Below are 17,373 nucleotides of genomic sequence, written 5' to 3'. Positions count from 1 at the left end.
ATGGCAACCGCGCTGCAATCCGGCGTGAGCCGAACGTACTTCGCAAGTTGCCAGCCACTCAATGCACACCCAACTCGCCTGCCCCCAGATCGGCAAGCGGATGCGATGCAGGCGACCAGGGCGCGACAAAGAAGTCTGCGGCCCACTGCGCATCGGCTTCTTCCAGCGATCCAGGCTGCCAACGCGGTTGACGATCCTTATCGATCAACAGCGCGCGGATGCCTTCGGCAAAATCGCCATGCGCCGCCACATGCAATGCGACCACGTATTCGGTCCGAAAGGTGTCGGCCAGCGTCGTGGTGCCCGGACGGCGATACAGCTCCCAGGCCAGGCGCGCCGATCCAGGAGCACCGGCCGCCAAGGTGGCGCGTGCGGCCTGCAGCCAGCTGTCTTCGCTTTGCAGCGCCATGATTGCAGCGACGATGTGCTCCAGTGACTCGCTGGATACCAGGCGTTCGATCAACTGCGCGTGGAGCTGCAACGGGCCCGGTTCGGTCGGTTGCGCGATGCCATGCAGGAATGCGCCGAGCTGGGTGCGGTCGTCGTCGGCATTGCCTGTCCATGCGTGCGCGCTTAGCGCATCCAGCACCGCTACGTACTGCGCATGCTCCAGGCGCACATCTGCTAGCCCCGCGTACATCGCATCGCTGGCATCCAGCGGCGCACCAGTCAGCGCCAGAAACAGGCCAGCACCCTGGGGCACGCGACGCAACAACCAGCTGCCACCCACATCCGGGAACAAGCCGACGCTGATCTCCGGCATGGCAAGGCGCGAGCGTTCGGTGACCACGCGATGGCTAGCGCCGGACATCAGGCCGATGCCACCGCCCATCACGATACCGTGGCCCCAACACAGCAGCGGCTTCGGATAGGTATGGATGCGGTAGTCGAGCCGGTATTCCTCCTCGAAAAATGCCGCAGCATGCACGTTGGCCTGCGGCGCTGCGCGTCGCGCTGCAGCGTCGGGCACTGCATCGCGGTGCGCGCGCATGCTCTGGTACAGGCCATGCAGATCGCCACCAGCGCAGAACGCTTTGTCGCCGGCGCCACGCAATACCACGCAGGCGATCTGCGTATCCTCAGCCCAGACACGTAACTGCGCATCCAGCAGCCGCGTCATCTGTAACGACAGGCCATTGAGCGTCTTGGGCGCATTCAAGGTAGCGATGCCGATACGGTGCCCATCGGCGCACGCACGCTGCTCGAACAGCACCGCTGCCTCGTCGGTTGCGCTGACCTGCGCCATCAGCGGTTGCTCCACTGCGGCGCGCGCTTGTCCAGAAATGCGGCCACGCCTTCGGCCTGATCGGCGTGCTCGAACAGATCCACGAAGGCTTCGCGCTCGGCAATCAATGCCGCTGCGTGGGTGCCATGGCGCGTGGACTGCACCAGCTGCTTGCACGCCGCCACACTGACCGGGCTCTGTTTACCGGCACGCTGCGCCCAGGCAACCGCCAGCGCGCGCGACTCGCCCTTGCCGACCACCTCTTCCACCAGGCCGATGCGCTGCGCGGTTGCCGCATCGATACGCTCGCCCAACAGGATCATGCGCTTGGCCCAGCCCTCGCCGACCAGGCGCGGCAGGTTCTGGGTGCCGCCGGCACACGGCAGCAAGCCAACGCTGGCTTCAGGCAATGCGAGCTGTGCGTGCTGCTCTGCGATGCGCAGATCGCACGCCAATGCGCATTCCAGCCCGCCCCCCATCGCATAGCCGTTGATTGCGGCAATCGACACGCCACGAAATGCGCTCAAGGCTTCGAACGCTTCGCCGAACCGGCGCGCAGCCCCACGTGCATTGGCCTTGTCGCCATCGGCGAACTGCTTGAGATCGGCACCGGCGCTGAAGAACTTCTCGCCTTCGCCGGTGATCACCAGCGCGTAGATGCTGCGATCTGCATCCAGCGCGCGCACCAGGTCGCGCAGGGCCGCCAGGCTGTGCACGGTCCAGGTGTTGGCCGGCGGGTTGCTCAAGGTCACGATGGCGACGTGCCCATCGCGCTCGACCTGCAGACCGGTATGGAGGCGTCCTTCCCAATCGCTCATCGCAATTGCTCCTCGCCATTGAGCAAGTGACGCGCCACGATCATGCGCATCACCTCGTTGGTGCCTTCCAGAATGCGGTGCACACGGCTGTCGCGCAGCAAACGCTCGATCGGGTATTCGCGGATATAGCCGTAGCCGCCATGGATCTGCAAGGCATCGTCGCAGATGGCAAAACCGGCATCGGTGGCGAAGCGCTTGGCCATCGCACACCACACGGTGGCATCGTGGCTGCCGGCATCGAGCTTGCGCGCGGCGGTGTGCACCATCTGCCGCGCAGCCACCAGCTGCGTGGCCATGTCGGCCAGCTTGAACTGCAGCGCCTGGAAATCGGCCAGTTTCTTGCCGAACTGGCGACGCTCGCCCATGTAGCGACGCGCGGCATCCAGCGCGCCTTGCGCGGCGCCCAACGAACACGCAGCGATATTGATGCGGCCACCATCCAGCGCCTTCATCGCCATCTTGAAGCCTTCGCCTTCCTTGCCCAGCAGGTTCTCGGCCGGAACACGCACGTTTTCGAAGCTCACACCGCGCGTGGGCTGGCTGTTCCAGCCCATCTTCTCTTCCTTGCGACCGTAGCTGATGCCAGGCGCATCGGCCGGCACCACGAAGGCGCTGATGCCACGTGCACCGTCTTCGCCGGTGCGTGCCATCACCACCAGCACGTCGGTTGCGCCGGCGCCGGAGATGAAGGCCTTGCTGCCGTTGAGCACATAGCTGTCGCCGTCGCGCTGCGCGCGCGATTTCAGCGATGCCGCATCCGAGCCGCTGCCCGGTTCGGTCAGGCAGTACGAGCCCAGCTTGGCGCCGCTGGTCATCGCCTGGCCCCACTGCGCGCGCACCGCGTCGGTGCCATAGCTGGCGATCAACCAGGTGGCCATGTTGTGGATGCTGATGAAGGCGGAGGTGGACGGATCCACCGTGGCGAGTTCTTCGAACACCACTGCCGCATCGAGCCGGCGCATGCCCAGGCCGCCGACGCCTTCATCGGTGTAAAGACCGCAAAAGCCGAGTTCGGCGGCCTTGGCGATGGCCTCGCGCGGGAAGTGACCTTCTGCGTCCCACTGCGCTGCGTGCGGGGCGAGTTGCTTGTCGGCGAAGTCGCGGGCGGCGGCGCGGAAGGCTTCCTGCTCGTCGTTCAAATCGGCTGTATTGGGATGGAGCTGGATGGCTGCATTCATGGCGATCGGGTCACTTGAGGGAAATGGTGGTGTTGACGCCATGGCCCAGCGTCTGATCGTCGAACCAGCGCGCGGTCACGGTCTTGGTCTGGGTGTAGAACATCACCACCTGCTTGCCGTACGGACCCAGGTCGCCGAGCTTGGAAGCGCGCGAGCCGGTAAAGGAGAACAGCGGCACCGGCACCGGAATCGGCACGTTGATGCCGACCTGACCCACGTCGATGTCTTCCTGGAAACGCCGCGCAGCCGCGCCGGATTGGGTGAACAGCGCCGTGCCATTACCGTTGGGGTTGGCGTTGACCAAGGCAATGGCCTCGTCCAGCGTGGCGGCTTCCAGGATCACCAGCACCGGCCCGAAGATCTCTTCGTCGTAGATCCGCATGCCGGGTTTGACGCCGGAAAAGATGGTCGGGCCGACAAAATTGCCCTGCTCGAAACCCGGCACCTGTGGTGCGCGACCATCCAGTTCCAAGGTGGCGCCCTGCTCCACGCCGGAGGCAATCAAGCCTTCTACCCGCGCGCGCGCGGCGCAGGAAATCAGCGGACCGACCTCGGTGCCCGGGGCGTTACCTGCGCCGATTTTCAGGCTCTTGGCCTTGGCTACCAACTCCGGAATCCACGCGCGCGATTCACCAACCAAGACCAGCGTGGAGGCGGCCATGCAGCGCTGCCCGGCGGCACCGAACGCGGCGCCGACCATCGCATTGAGCGTCTGCTCGCGATTGGCGTCGGGCAATACCACGGCGTGATTCTTGGCGCCCATCATGCATTGCACGCGTTTGCCGGCGAGCGAGGCACGTCGATAAACGTGCGTGCCCACCTTGGTGGAACCGACAAACGACAACGCCCTGATGTCGGGGTGATCGCACAGCGCATTGACCACTTCTTCGCCGCCGTGCACGACGTTGAGCACGCCCTTGGGAATGCCGGCTTCCAGGGCAAGTTCGACCAAGCGCATGGTCACCATCGGATCTTGCTCGGAGGGCTTGAGCACGAAGGTGTTGCCGGTGGCGATCGCCATCGGGAACATCCATAACGGAATCATTGCCGGGAAGTTGAACGGGGTGATGCCCGCGCACACGCCCAACGGCTGCAGCAGGCTATAGGTGTCCACGCCATTGGCGACGTTGTTGGCCAGCTCGCCCAGTTGCAGATTGCCGATCGCCGCGGCGTGCTCCACCACTTCCAGACCACGGAACACATCGCCTTCGGCATCGGCCAGGGTCTTGCCCTGCTCGGCGCTGAGTAGCGCAGCCAGTTCAGGCATGTTTTCCCGGATCAGCTGCTGGTATTTGAGAAAAATACGCGCCCGGGTGCCAATCGGCGTCTTGCGCCAGGTCACGAAGGCGCGGCTGGCCGCCGCCACCGCGGCATCCACTTCGGCGGTGGTGGCGAACGGCACCTGGGCCAGCACCGATTGGTCGGCCGGGTTGACCACATCCTGCCACTGCGTGCTGGCGGACACCACCAACTCGCCATCGATCAACAGGGAGACGCGGGGGACGGATTCGCTCATTGCAGGGCTCGCTAGTGAAGAAGGACATCGGGCCGTGGCGGGCCATTTCTTCGCATTGTTCGCATCGATACCTTCCATTCCCAGCCCGCGATTGCTTAATTGCGCTAAGCTGGGAACAAAATTTTGCAAATCTTGCGAATGCCTCAGTCGCACGCTCAACTCCGCCACCAGCTCGGGCTGCGCCTGCAGCGGCTGCGCCAGCGCCATGGCTTGACCCAGGCCGAACTGGCGCGCCGGCTCGAACTGTCGCCAAGCTATCTGAATCAGATCGAGCGCAATCAGCGCCCACTCACCCTGGCCATCCAGCAGCGGCTCAAGACCGCGCTGGGCGAGCTGGACGGCCTGCTGGACCTGGACGACCCGGCCGCACTGGTGGAGCCACTGGACGAGTCGCTGCGCAGCCTGGGCCATACGCTGTTGCCGGCCGAACTGCGTGCGCTGACCGGCAACCTGCCGCAGGTGGCCCAGGCGCTGCTGGATCTGCACCGCGCCCATCAACATCTGCTCGAACGCAACGCTGCGCTGGAACTGCAGATCGGGGTCGAGCACGCCGCGATGCCATCGCTCTCGCCCGGCGAGCAGGTGCGCGACTACTTCAACCGCGCGCACAACTATCTGCCCGAACTGGACGAGCGCGCCGAAGCGCTTTGCGCCGAACTTGGATTGACCCCGGAAAATCTGCCGCTGCGGCTGCGTCAACGGCTGGCCGAGCGTCACGGCCTGCTGGTGCAGGACGCCCCCGAGCTGCATCGCGACAAGCGGAGCTTAGATGCGCAGGCGCGCGTGCTGTGGCTGCCGGCGCACTTGCGGCCGGGCCAGCAGGCGTTCCAGATGGCTGCGCAGCTGGCATTGCTGGAATGCGCGCCGCTGCTGGACGCGCGCATTGCCGATGCCGGTTTCGCGGACGCCGAGCGCATCGCGCTCTCGCGGATTGGCCTGTCGAACTATTTCGCCGGCGCGCTGGTGATGCCGTACAGCGCGTTCCTGCACAGCGCACAAACCTCGCGCTACGACATCGAATGGTTGGCCGACCGCTTCGACGTGGGCTTCGAAGCGGTGTGTCACCGCCTCAGCACCTTGCAGCGGCGGGGGGCAGCCGGTTTGCCGATCTTCTTCATGCGGGTGGACCGCGCCGGCAATGTGTCCAAGCGTCACTCGGCCACCGATTTCCATTTCTCGCATGTCGGCGGTGCCTGCCCGCTGTGGATCGTGTATGAGGCGTTCAACCAGCCCGACCGCATCCTTACCCAGATCGCGCGCATGCCCGACGGCCGGCGCTATTTCTGGCTGGCCCGCCAGGTCAGCAGCGGTCCACCCGGGTATGGCCGCCCGCGCAAGACGTTTGCCCTGGCCATGGGCTGCGACCTGCGCCACGCCGACCAACTGGTGTATGCGCGCGGTTGGGATCTGAACGCGGTGGACGATGCGGTACCGATCGGCCCGGGCTGCCTGACATGCGAGCGCAGCGACTGCGTGCAGCGCGCATTCCCTGCGCTGCCACGCCTGCCCGCGCGCGCGCGTTAGCGGCTTGGTGGGAATGGAATCTGGTCGTCGGGAGTGACCGTGCGTTGGCCCGCGATCGCAACGACGGACGCACTGCACCTGGCCTGATTGCATCGACCAATCTGGCGCTCCTGCCGCGCACAAGAGCGGCAACATCATTGGGCCATCCCATCGGGCCACGTCAGCCAAGTACCGGCCCCAATGCCGCAGCCTCTGCCGCATCACGCCCTCACCTCCGAGGGAACAAGCAAACGCGAGTGCCGCAGCGCAGCATTCCAAGCCGAGATAGCTGTCGCAAAATGCTTCATTGGAATGGAATGGCTTGCGCTTCTACCCTGAAGCGGACACATGCAAGACAGGGGGACGTCAGCGCGACGCAGCGCGCTTTCGGCGTCACGCACACGAACGACCAACACTGATCACGCAGCACAGCACCACTGGCCACACCCGCGCGGACGCGCCAGCCCCGCTCCATGCGGCTGGCCGCACCAGCAGCTACCACCGTATTCGGTCACTTTGTCCTGGGAGGGATCAACCGATGCCTGTTCACCATAGCGGCCACCCGGCCAGTCGGCGCCTGCGCCGCACGCCAGTTCCGGCCATCCTGTACACCACCATCGCTTGCGTGCTGGCCACCGCGTTCGGCGCGCATGCACAGGACAGCGCTCCCGCCGCCCCGCCCGCAGGCGACGCCAGCCCGGCTGCTGGCAACGGGCAAACGCCGGTGACGCTGGACAACATCACCGTGATCGGCCAGCGCGCCAGCCTGAATCAGGCGGTGCAGGCCAAGCAGATGTCCGATCATGTCGTGGAAGTGATCTCCGCGGACAACATGGGTCAGATGCCCAATGTCACCGTGGCCGAGGCGCTGGTGCGGCTGCCTGGCGTCAACGGCACCCGCGACCGCGGCAACGAGAGCCTGGCCACCGTGCGCGGCCTGGGTCCGCGCATGACCATGGGCACCGTCAACGGGCGCGAAATCGCCTCCTCCGAGCCCAACCGCGCCGTGCGCTGGGAAGTGTTCCCCACCGAGATCGTCTCCACCGTCAAGGTCTACAAGACCCAGTCGGCTGATCTGGTCGCCGGCGGTCTTGCGGCCACCGTGGACATCTCCACCATCAGCCCGCTGGACTACACCGGGCCGGGATTCGTCGGCACCGCCGGCCCGGTGTTCTACGACCACGCCAAGGATGTGGACGGCTACAGCCCGTGGGGCAGCCGCTTCGGCGCCAGCTGGGTGCACAAGCTCAACGACAACCTGGCGGTCGCCTTCGGCGCCACGTACCAGAAGCAGAAGAACGCCAGCTCGTCGATCGGCAGCTGGGGCTATACCGATGCCACCACCTCCCGCGATGTGGATGGCGATGGCACCGTGGACCCGACCCCGTGGGGCGCGGCCGACCAGCTCAAGCTGATCGACCAGACCCGCACTGGCGCGATGGGCACCGTGCAGTGGCGCTCGGGCAATGTCGAATTGAAGTTCGACGGCCTGTATTCGCGCATCGAAATCGACGAAGACCAATTGCAGAACTGGTTCAACGGGCTGGCCTTCAGCACCTTCTCCGGCAGCACCAATCCATACACCACGCCGGGCTCGTCCTACACCATCGTCGATGGCGATGTGGTGGCCGGCACGCTGGCCAATTCGAACCTGCAGGTCGACCATGTGGTCAGCCACTACAACGAGGTCAAGACACTCACCGCCGGCGGTTTGAACGCCAAGTGGAGCGGCGATGTGTGGACCCTGGGCAGCGACCTGTCGTTTTCGCAGGCCAAGCGCGACAACACCTGGCAGGCGGTGCGTTTCGGCAGCAACCCGGACACCATCTCGTTCGATTTCCGTCGCAGCGTCACGCCCACCATCAGCACCAGCTCGGACACGCCCGAATACGGCATTGCCGGGCAGACCGAGCCGCAGGCACTGCGCGACAAGATCGCTGCGCTGGCACTCAATGCCAGCCGCGCCGTGGATGCCGGCCCGTTCACGTCGCTGGAACTCGGCGCACGCGCCGCGCGTCGCGAAAAACAGAACCGCCGCTTCCTCAGCAACCAGTCCGGCTACGATCAGCCGATCTCGGAGTATCAGGACCTGATCTACCCGGTCACCATGCCCGACTTGAACGTGCCCACGCTGACCGGCGGCAACATGGCCGAGATCGCACGCATCGGCTTTGGCGGGTTCGACCCGAGCACGCTCGACGAACAACTGCTCGACCATTGGAACGTCAAGGAAGACGTGCGCGAAGCCTTCGCCAAAGCGGTCTTCAGCTCGCAGCTGTTCGGCACCGATGTCACCGGTAATGTCGGCGTGCGCCTGGTCAACACCAAGACCACCAGCGAGGGTTTCGATTCGGTCGGCAGCACCATCCAGCCCAGCACCGGCAGCAAGGAATACACCGACGTGCTGCCCAGCGCCACGCTCAATTTCCTGATCGACGACCAGCGCATCCTGCGCTTTGCGGTGGCCAAGGTCATCGCGCGTCCGCCGCTGGACGAACTGCGCACCGGCCGCCGTCTGGACGACCCCAGCGTGACCGTTGGCCAGCTCACCGGCAGCGGCGGCAACCCGCAGCTGGACCCGTTCAAGGCCACCCAGGTCGATGTCTCTTACGAGTGGTACTTCCATACCGAAGCGCTCGCCGCCCTGGCCGTGTATCGCAAGGAAGTGGATTCGAGCATCGGCTACCGCACCGACCGCGAAGTGATCAACGGCCTGGATTACCTGGTCAGCGCGCCGTTCAATGGCGGTGGCGGCTACATCAATGGCGTGGAGCTCACCTTCCAGACGCCGTTCTACTTCATCCCGCACATGGAAAACTTCGGCGTCTACTCGAACTATTCGCTGGTGGATTCCAACCTCAAGGAATTCTCGCCGGAAGACAACCCGCTGCCGTTGAGCGGGCTGGCACGCAAGACCGGCACCTTCGACCTGTGGTACAGCAGCGGCACCTTCGAAGCGCGCGTGGGCTACAAGTACCACAGCCCCTACACGGTGGTGTACGGCTGGAATGCCGCGCGGCTGGCGCGCCTGCAGAGCGAAGGCACGGTGGATCTGAGCCTGAACTGGCAGTACAGCAAGCAGCTCGGCTTCCGCTTCCAGGCGAGCAATCTCACCAACGAGCCGCTGCGCGCCTACACCGACAACAAGCCCAATCGCCTGGCCAATCAGGACGATGGCGGCTACCAGGTATTCGGTCGTCGTTACCAGTTGGAAGCAACCTACAAGTTCTAGGCATTGCTCGATCGGCTGCACATGCTGCTGCGCAGCCGATCTGATCGCTGCACACCTGCATAACACCGCAGCCGCCGTGTGGAATCCAATCTGCAAGCCACGTTTGGATTCTGCACAGCGGCCGCGCAGCAGCACGGCCGCCTGCGGCATGCTGTCACCCGCTCCACGTTGTCCCTGTCGAGGAATTGCATGCGCTCACCACGCCGTCTCTGGACGCCCGCGCTCCTGGCGCTGGCCATTTCCACCTTCGCACACGCCGCCCCGGCTCCCGCCGCGTTGTATCTCGGCGCGGACCTGTCCTACGTCAACGAGATGGAAGAATGCGGCGTGCAATACCGCCAGAACGGCGTGGTCACCGATCCATTCGAACTCTTCCACGCCCACGGCGCCAATCTGGTGCGCGTACGCTTGTGGAACGATGCGCGCTGGACCAAGTACAGCGACCTGTCCGACGTGAAGAAAACCATTGCACGTGCACGCGCGCAAGGCATGCAGGTCTTGTTAGATCTGCACTACTCCGACGATTGGGCCGACGGCGAAAAGCAATTGATCCCCAAGGCCTGGGCCAGCATCACCGACACCGACGAGTTGGCGCGCACGCTGTATGGCTTCACCTACGACACGCTCAGCGCACTCGACCGCGCCGGTTTGATGCCAGAGCTGGTACAAGTGGGCAACGAAAGTAATTCCGACCTGATGGACAGCACGCCCTGGGACAAGAAGCGCCCCATCGACTGGCAGCGCAACGCCAAGCTGTTCAACGCCGGCATCAAGGCGGTGCGCGACATGGCCGCACGCTCGGCGATCAAACCAAGGGTGATGCTGCATATCGCCCAGCCGGAAAATGTGGAGCCGTGGTTCGCCGACGCCGCCAAGGCCGGCGTCACCGATTTCGATCTGATCGGCATCAGCTACTACCGCAAATGGTCCACGCAATCGATGGCCGAGCTGGGCAGGACCATCAGGCGTCTGCGCGGCCGCTACGACGCCGATGTGGTGGTGGTGGAAACCGCGTATCCGTGGACGCTGGACTCCGGCGACACCTCGCACAATCTGCTCGGCGAAGACTCGCTGATTCCCGGCTACCCGGCCACGCCGCAAGGCCAGGCACGCTACATGGTGGACCTCACCCAGCTGGTGATCGATACCGGCGGTGCCGGCGTGGTGTATTGGGAGCCGGCATGGACCAGCAGCCGTTGCAAAACGCGCTGGGGTACCGGCTCGTCGTGGGAAAACGCCAGCTTCTTCGACTTCAAGCACGGCAACGAGGTGCTGCCGGCGATCGACTTCATGCGCCACCCGTATACCGGTGTGCCTGCAGCGATCAAAGCTGACGCGCGCAAGCGTCATGCGGACAGCCAGCACGTCCCTGCAGAGGCCGAAAAAAGGACGCAGCCATGAGCGGCATCAATCGGCGCGAGTTGCTGCGCGGCATGCTTGCCAGTGGGGTGAGCGCCGCACTGCCGGTGGGCGCAGCCGGCACAGTGGCGTCGGCTGGCGCGACGGCTGCACCTGCAGCCAAGAACAGCGTCTCGACATCGGCACTAGGCGACGCAGCGCTGGCACCGCGTGAGCGTCTGCTGTTCGACTTCGGTTGGCGCTTCCACCTGGGCCATGGCAGCGATGCGGCGCGCGATTTCGAATTCGGCACGTTCCAACGCACCTTCGCCAAGGCCGGCAAGGACACCGCGACCGCCGCGCAACTGGCGTTCGACGACAGTGCCTGGCAGCAGGTGGATCTGCCGCACGACTGGGCCGTCGGCCTGCCGTTTCGGCAGGAGCCCATCTCGGCCTCCATCACCGAGGAAGACCCGGCCGCTGCGCACGGCTACAAGCCGCTGGGCACGAGTTTCCCGGAGAACAGCGTGGGCTGGTATCGGCGCACGCTTCAGATTCCGGCCAGCGACCTGGGCAAGCGCATCAGCCTGGTGTTCGATGGCGTGTTTCGTGAGTGCATCGTGTTCTGCAATGGACACATCGTCGGCCGCAACGCGAGCGGCTACTGCGGCTTCGAAGTCGACCTCAGCGACGTGCTCGACTACGGCAAGCCCAACATCATCGCCATCCGCGTGGATGCCACGCTGGGCGAAGGCTGGTTCTACGAAGGCGCCGGCATCTACCGGCACGTGTGGCTACAGAAGACCGACCCAGTCCATATCCCGCAAGACGGCGTGTTCGTGCGCAGCACCGTGCAGGATGGCAACGCCACTGCGCAGCTCTCCACCGAAGTGCGCAACGAGGGCAGCGCGCCGCGCCGATGCGTGGTGCAGGCGCGCATCACCGCACCGGATGGACGCACCGTGGCGCAAGCGTCCAGCGCAGTGGCCACCGTCGCGCCCGGCCAGGTGCAGGTGGTCGAACAGACCTTGCCGCTCGGGCAGGCGGTGCTGTGGTCGATCGACGCCCCGCAGCTCTACCACCTGACTACCAGCGTGCATAGCGACGGCACTGCAGTCGATGCGCTGGTGACGCCGTTCGGCGTACGCAGCATCGCCTTCGATGCACAACGCGGTTTCCTGTTGAACGGCGCACCGCTCAAGCTGCATGGCACCAACAATCACCAGGACCACGCGGGCGTCGGCACCGCCATTCCGGACGCCTTGCATGCATGGCGCCTGCGCCAGCTCAAGTCGATGGGCTGCAATGCCTACCGCAGTTCGCACAATCCGGCCACGCCGGAATTACTCGCGCTGTGCGACCGCCTCGGCATGTTGGTGATCGAAGAAACCCGCCGCATGTCCACCGACCCGGAAGCGATGGGCGAACTGGAAACGATGGTGCGGCGTGGCCGCAATCATCCCAGCGTCATCCTGTGGTCGCTCGGCAACGAAGAGCCGCAGCAAGTGACCGCGCGCGGTGCACGCATCGTGACCCGCATGCAACAACGCGTGCGCCAGCTGGATCCCACCCGCCCCACGACCTTCGCGATGGACAAAGGTTTTGGCGATGGCGTGGGCCAGGTGGTGGATGTGGTCGGCTTCAACTACCGCACCAGCCAGATGGACGGCTTCCACGCGCAATACCCCAACATCCCGATCTACGGCAGCGAAACCGGCAGCACCGTGTCGGTGCGCGGCAACTATCGGCGCGATGACCAACGCGGTTACACCCGCGCCTACGACCTGGACCACCCCTGGTGGGCCAGCACCGCCGAAGCCTGGTGGAGCTATGTCGCGCAACGCCCCTACATTGCCGGCGGCTTCATCTGGACCGGCTTCGACTATCGCGGCGAGCCCACGCCCTACAACCGCTGGCCCAATGTGGCTTCGCAATTCGGCGTACTCGATAGCTGCGGTTTTCCGAAAGACAATTACTGGTACTACCGCGCGCAATGGACCAGCGAACCGGTACTGCATCTGTTCCCGCACTGGAACTGGGACGGCTTGCTGGAGCCCGACGACAACGGCCGCATCGCGGTCTGGTGCCATAGCAATCTCGAGGCGGTGGAACTGCTGGTCAATGGCGTCAGCCAGGGCCTGCAGCAGGTGCCGGCCTACGGCCATGTCGAATGGCGCGTGGTCTATGCGCCCGGCACGATCGAAGCGCGCGGCTATCGCGGCGGCAAGCTGGTACTCAGCGAGCGTCGCGAAACCACAGGCAACCCGGCGGCGATTCGCTTGAGCTGCGATCGCAACACGCTGCGTGCCGATGCCGAAGATGTGGCCGTGGTGAAGGTGGAAATCCTCGATGCACAAGGCCGCCTGGTTCCGACCGCCGACAGCCTGGTGCAGTTCGCGCTACGCGGACCCGCACGGCTGATTGGGGTCGGCAATGGCGATCCCAGCAGCCACGAGGACGACAAGGCGCCGCGGCGCAAGGCGTTCAACGGCCTGTGTGCGGCACTGCTGCAAACCACGCGCAGCAGCGGCGAAATTGTGCTGCAGGCCACCGCGCCTGGGCTGACCTCGTCCACGCTACGCCTGCCTGCCGAGCCCACGCGATCGCGCGCATCGGTGGCTTGAAACGCACGGCGACCGAACGTGCTGCGTTACCTGGGCCAGTGGTGGCCTCGGTAGCGTCGCGATGCCATAGGCGAGTCGAAGGCCATCCATCGGTGTGTTTGCTGACGGCGATGATCGAGCAGGTGATTCCGGCTAGAAAGATCGCTTGCGGGCTCTGGCCACGGCCAGGCCATCGTCGGCAGTCTTGACGGGGCAGCTCCCTACCGGTTGCGTGACAGCGGCAGCTTCAGGTCTGCGCACCTCCGGCAGCCGGGTCGCGCGGAAAATAGCGGTTGAGCTTTTCTTCCCACGCGCGGAACTGCTCCAATGTCTGGGCGTCCATCGGGCGCGGGTCGTCGGCCAGGGCTTTCTTCTGCGCCACATAGGCGATGCGCTGGGACGACAATTCATCCCACGCCTTTCTGAGCATCACCGGATCCGGATGCGAGACCAGCATCGCCTCCAGCAGCGTGGCCTGGGCCACGCGCGCGGCCAGCAGATCGCTGAGCGCCTCGGTCACCGCCTGCATCCACTCGTGTTGTTTCTGTTCCATATCCAACCAACTCGCTTGCGTCATGCGCCGCGCACCATAGCGCCCCCTCTGGAACGGTGGCGTGCAAGGCAGGTTGAAGATTCAGGTTCACCACGTGGTGCGAATGCGGCCAGTTCCCGCTTCATCGCTTCGCCTGATGTCATTCAACGCGCGGAACTGTCTCCACCTAGCGATCCCCTCCCACGCGGCGCATGGCCGCGCGGGAGCGCACGCGCTCATCGCAAGCGCGAGAACGCACCGATCCCTGCGATCGCCAGCCGCTCGGCGGGCACGGCAGTTTCCGCGAACGACAGCCGCAGATAGCGGATCTGGCGGACTTCTGGGAAATTCAGCCGCTGGGTCGAGAGCGCATAGGCGATGTTGGAGAGCTCGCCGGCGCCGGCCGGCTGCCAGTGTTGGCCATCTTCGCTGGTTTCGGCGCGATAGCCCTTCGGCGGCGCCGCACCGGTCATCACTGCGCGCGAGGGCGTGAGACTGAACCCAGCAACCTGACGCGACGCGCCGAGGTCGATCGTCGCCTGCACGGGATGGCCCGGCGTCGGTGCGGGCGTGATCCAGATCGTGCTGGCATCGTCGTCGAGCAAGGTCTCCGCCCCTGGCGCGCTCGCCTCGACGATGCGCCAGCCGGCGGTGGACAGCACGTCCGGTGCATTCGCCGTCGGCCGCGCGACCGGCACCGGCGCAACGGCGCGGAACAGCGCGAATTCGCTGATCGCCGGGCAGACCGGCGCCTCGAGCACGACCAGGCGCACCCGGCGTGCGGCGATCGGGCGCTCCAGGCGCACGATCCGCTGTGCACCGATGCACTGCGCCTCGGCCAGCCGCCGCCATTGCCCATCGACCTCGGCTTCGACCGCGAAGCGGGTAACGCGCACGCCCAGCGGCAGATACTCCCGCAACCGGATCAGGTCGAAGCTGTGCACCGTCGACAGTTCCAGCGTCAGCGTTGGCGTGGTGACCTCGTCCGGCGTGGACCAGTAGCTGTCCGGCTGGCGATCGAGCACGCGCGCCGGCTCGAACCCGGCACCGCGCGAGGCGCTGGCACTGGCCTTGGCGCCCTTGGCCAGGTCGATGGCGAAGCTGGCGCGGATCGCGTCGCCGAAACTCTGCAGCACCGCCACGTCGTGGTCGGGGATGCGGCCGCGTCGGTCGGGCGGCAGATTGAGGTTCATGTTGGTACCGCGCGCCACCGAGGTGTCGAAATAGCGCACCAGATTCTCCGGGCTCCGCACCTTGCCGTCTTCGTCGGCGTGATAGAACCAGCCCGGACGGATCGAGGTGTTGGTTTCGGCCGGCCACCACAGCGCTCCTCCGCGCACGCCGGAATTGCCGTTTTCCTGGGTGTACGGCCCATTGGGCATCGTCGGCCAGGATGGATCGCCGGCGATGCCATCTTCGTTGCCGCCCCACCGGATATCGGCACCGAGCGGATCGAAGGTACATGCCATTGGCTGATGCTGATGCACCAGCTCGATCATCCGCGGCCAGTTGTAGTACGCAGGCGCATCGATCTTGCGCGATTCGCGCGCCCCACCGTAATAGCCATCGCCGCCATTGGCGCCGTCGAACCAGAACTCGAACAGGTCGCCGTAACCTGTGCAGAGTTCGACGATCTGTTTGCGGAAATAGTCCAGATAGCCGGGGCGACCGTACTCGGCGTGGTTGCGATCCCAGGGGGAGAGATAGATGCCGAAGGCCAGGCCGGCGCGTCGACACGCCGCGGCCATCTCGCCGACGATGTCACCCTTGCCGTTTTTGTAGGGCGAATTGCGGATGCAGTGCTCGGTCAGGCGTGTCGGCCAAAGGCAGAATCCATCGTGATGCTTGGCAGTGAAAATCAGCCCTTTCAGATTGCCGGCCTTCGCAGCAGCGACGATCTGGTCGGCTGAAAAATCGCTGGGATCGAATTTGCGCGGATCCTCGTCGCCGTAGCCCCATTCCTTGTCGGTGAAGGTATTCATCGCAAAATGCACGAAGGCGTATTGCTCCCACCGATGCCAGCGCAGCTGGCGCGGGCTGGGCACCGCACCCCACGGCGCCGGACCGTTGGCACGCGGCGTCTGCGCAATGCGCGCTGCCGACGCGCCGAAGCTGGCGGCAGCGGCCACCACACCTGTGGCAAGAAAGGTACGACGATCGATCATTGGCGACTTCCGACTTTGCACAAGTTTCGATCTTAGCTTTTCCAACGGCGAAGCGTCCTCCCACCAAGCCAAAAGCGGTTGTGCAAAGGACCGCGTGCGGGTTGGCCCCGGGGCGGATGGCGTTGGAGAGCGTGCGAAGCAAACCGCAGCCGTTCGCGGCTTGACGGCGGCCTGCCTCAGAACATTGATGCCTTCAGCCCTATGGCATCCGCGGGAGGCGTCCCAATCTGCTCCTACAAGCCACCATGTACCGCTGAAAGCAAGACAGCGTGACGCTACCGGCGCTGCCGTTCCAGCTTGCCTGCCGTCCGAGGGTATTCGGTATCTTGGGTGGATGATGACCCCGCTGACCGTGATGGGAGATTTCTGGGTCAGCTCGATGCTCAGCGGACTTCCCATGGTGCTGCTCGTGTTGTGGCTTCAGTTGACCAGCTGAAGGTCTTACTCCTGCCTGACAGCACAGAACTCAAAACATGGAGGAGTCGATTAATACGCCGGTCACCGAGAGGAATCAGCTCTGGAAACTGCGAGGCCGGCATCAGTGCAGGCCTCTTTGTATTGGGTCGAGAAATTTGAACCGATAAGGATTGTTGTTCGCATACCAGTAGCGATTGAAGTTGGCCGCAAGCACCGTTGCTGGCTCGCCGGAGCCCGCGAGCAGCGTAGCGGCTCTATCCGCAGTAGTCCAACGCGGCTCGGCTGCGCGAGCTGCTGTTGTTGTGGCTACAACTCACTGGCTGAGAATTGGCTCACCCGCGGTCAAGGACTCACAAGTCCCAGCCGCAGGTCACTACGTCCGCCGCCCCTACTTCTTGAGATGGTGCTGAGCAATCATTAATGCCGGAACGACGGATACGCCAACGCGGAGTTTTCTTCATCTAGCCCATCCAAACACTGGTCTAAGTCCGCAAGAGAGCAATCCTCAGGCACATCTATAGAGAAGTAACGAAACTGCTTCAGATCCTCAACATTGCAGCCCAGTCGCTTCAACCCGTCCAGCACGCCTTCGACCGAATAGTCCCCGTAAGCCATTAGCCACAAGGTGCTTCGGCTTGACTTCACCAAATGCGACCAGGAAATGACGTCACCTTCAGAGTCACGCTGGATAGTAATCAAATCACCTACAGACATTTCTTTTATAAAAAAAGGTGGAACTTCAATTCGATAGCCTGACGACACAACGGTGCAGACAAGGCACTCCTTAGCAACTGGTGGCCAAGCATCCTCAACCGCTAATCGGAACATCAACTCATCTGCGCTCAT

At 64.5% G+C, this 17,373-nt stretch carries 11 protein-coding genes; 4 read left to right on the top strand and 7 right to left on the bottom strand.

The window, feature by feature from the left end; genetic code table 11:
- Positions 1 to 58 precede the first annotated feature (58 nt).
- The 4 genes from AMD14_RS07200 to AMD14_RS07185 are packed head-to-tail and all read right to left on the bottom strand — an operon-like array spanning position 59 to position 4,737.
- Positions 59 to 1,246: an enoyl-CoA hydratase/isomerase family protein gene (locus AMD14_RS07200; RefSeq protein ID WP_015462979.1), complete on the bottom strand. Its 1,188-nt coding sequence runs from the start codon at positions 1,244 to 1,246 to the stop codon at positions 59 to 61.
- On the bottom strand, positions 1,246 to 2,043 hold the full coding sequence (locus tag AMD14_RS07195) for an enoyl-CoA hydratase (protein WP_011050840.1): 798 nt from the start codon (positions 2,041 to 2,043) through the stop codon (positions 1,246 to 1,248). Before AMD14_RS07195 ends, AMD14_RS07200 begins: the two co-directional genes overlap by 1 nt.
- Positions 2,040 to 3,221: an acyl-CoA dehydrogenase family protein gene (locus AMD14_RS07190; protein ID WP_011050839.1), complete on the bottom strand. Its 1,182-nt coding sequence runs from the start codon at positions 3,219 to 3,221 to the stop codon at positions 2,040 to 2,042. The genes AMD14_RS07195 and AMD14_RS07190 overlap by 4 nt, the downstream gene beginning before the upstream one ends.
- A 10-nt stretch (positions 3,222 to 3,231) precedes the next feature.
- On the bottom strand, positions 3,232 to 4,737 hold the full coding sequence (locus tag AMD14_RS07185; protein ID WP_015462978.1) for a CoA-acylating methylmalonate-semialdehyde dehydrogenase: 1,506 nt from the start codon (positions 4,735 to 4,737) through the stop codon (positions 3,232 to 3,234).
- Positions 4,738 to 4,875: 138 nt separating this feature from the next.
- Here AMD14_RS07185 and AMD14_RS07180 point away from each other — a divergent pair, with 138 nt between their 5' ends.
- From AMD14_RS07180 to galA, 4 genes are all read left to right on the top strand, one after another.
- Complete coding sequence (locus AMD14_RS07180) at positions 4,876 to 6,261, top strand: helix-turn-helix domain-containing protein (protein WP_011050837.1); 1,386 nt, start codon at positions 4,876 to 4,878, stop codon at positions 6,259 to 6,261.
- A 517-nt stretch (positions 6,262 to 6,778) separates the two neighbouring features.
- Entirely contained in the window at positions 6,779 to 9,472 is a 2,694-nt protein-coding gene (locus AMD14_RS07175; RefSeq protein ID WP_011050836.1) for a TonB-dependent receptor, read from the top strand.
- A 189-nt stretch (positions 9,473 to 9,661) separates the two neighbouring features.
- Positions 9,662 to 10,873: a glycoside hydrolase family 53 protein gene (locus AMD14_RS07170; protein ID WP_011050835.1), complete on the top strand. Its 1,212-nt coding sequence runs from the start codon at positions 9,662 to 9,664 to the stop codon at positions 10,871 to 10,873.
- Positions 10,870 to 13,434, top strand: a complete 2,565-nt coding sequence (gene galA, locus AMD14_RS07165) for a beta-galactosidase GalA (protein ID WP_011050834.1) — start codon at positions 10,870 to 10,872, stop codon at positions 13,432 to 13,434. The genes AMD14_RS07170 and galA overlap by 4 nt, the downstream gene beginning before the upstream one ends.
- Positions 13,435 to 13,660: 226 nt before the next feature.
- On the opposite strand, the gene AMD14_RS07160 is transcribed toward galA, so the two are convergent.
- The 3 genes from AMD14_RS07160 to AMD14_RS22980 form a co-directional block, all read right to left on the bottom strand.
- The gene (locus AMD14_RS07160; RefSeq protein WP_003488253.1) at positions 13,661 to 13,990 is read right to left on the bottom strand and encodes a hypothetical protein; all 330 of its coding nucleotides are present in this window, start codon (positions 13,988 to 13,990) and stop codon (positions 13,661 to 13,663) included.
- A gap of 191 nt (positions 13,991 to 14,181) precedes the next feature.
- Entirely contained in the window at positions 14,182 to 16,110 is a 1,929-nt protein-coding gene (locus AMD14_RS07155; protein ID WP_011050833.1) for an alpha-L-fucosidase, read from the bottom strand.
- An 834-nt stretch (positions 16,111 to 16,944) separates the two neighbouring features.
- Positions 16,945 to 17,373 (bottom strand): DUF4265 domain-containing protein, encoded by a 429-nt coding sequence (locus AMD14_RS22980; protein ID WP_099521965.1) that lies wholly within the window; start codon positions 17,371 to 17,373, stop codon positions 16,945 to 16,947.

This window comes from Xanthomonas citri pv. citri, assembly GCF_000961215.1.
GTDB lineage: Bacteria > Pseudomonadota > Gammaproteobacteria > Xanthomonadales > Xanthomonadaceae > Xanthomonas > Xanthomonas cissicola.
Note: the sequence above shows the minus strand (reverse complement) of the source record. Positions and strands in the feature narration are given on the sequence as shown.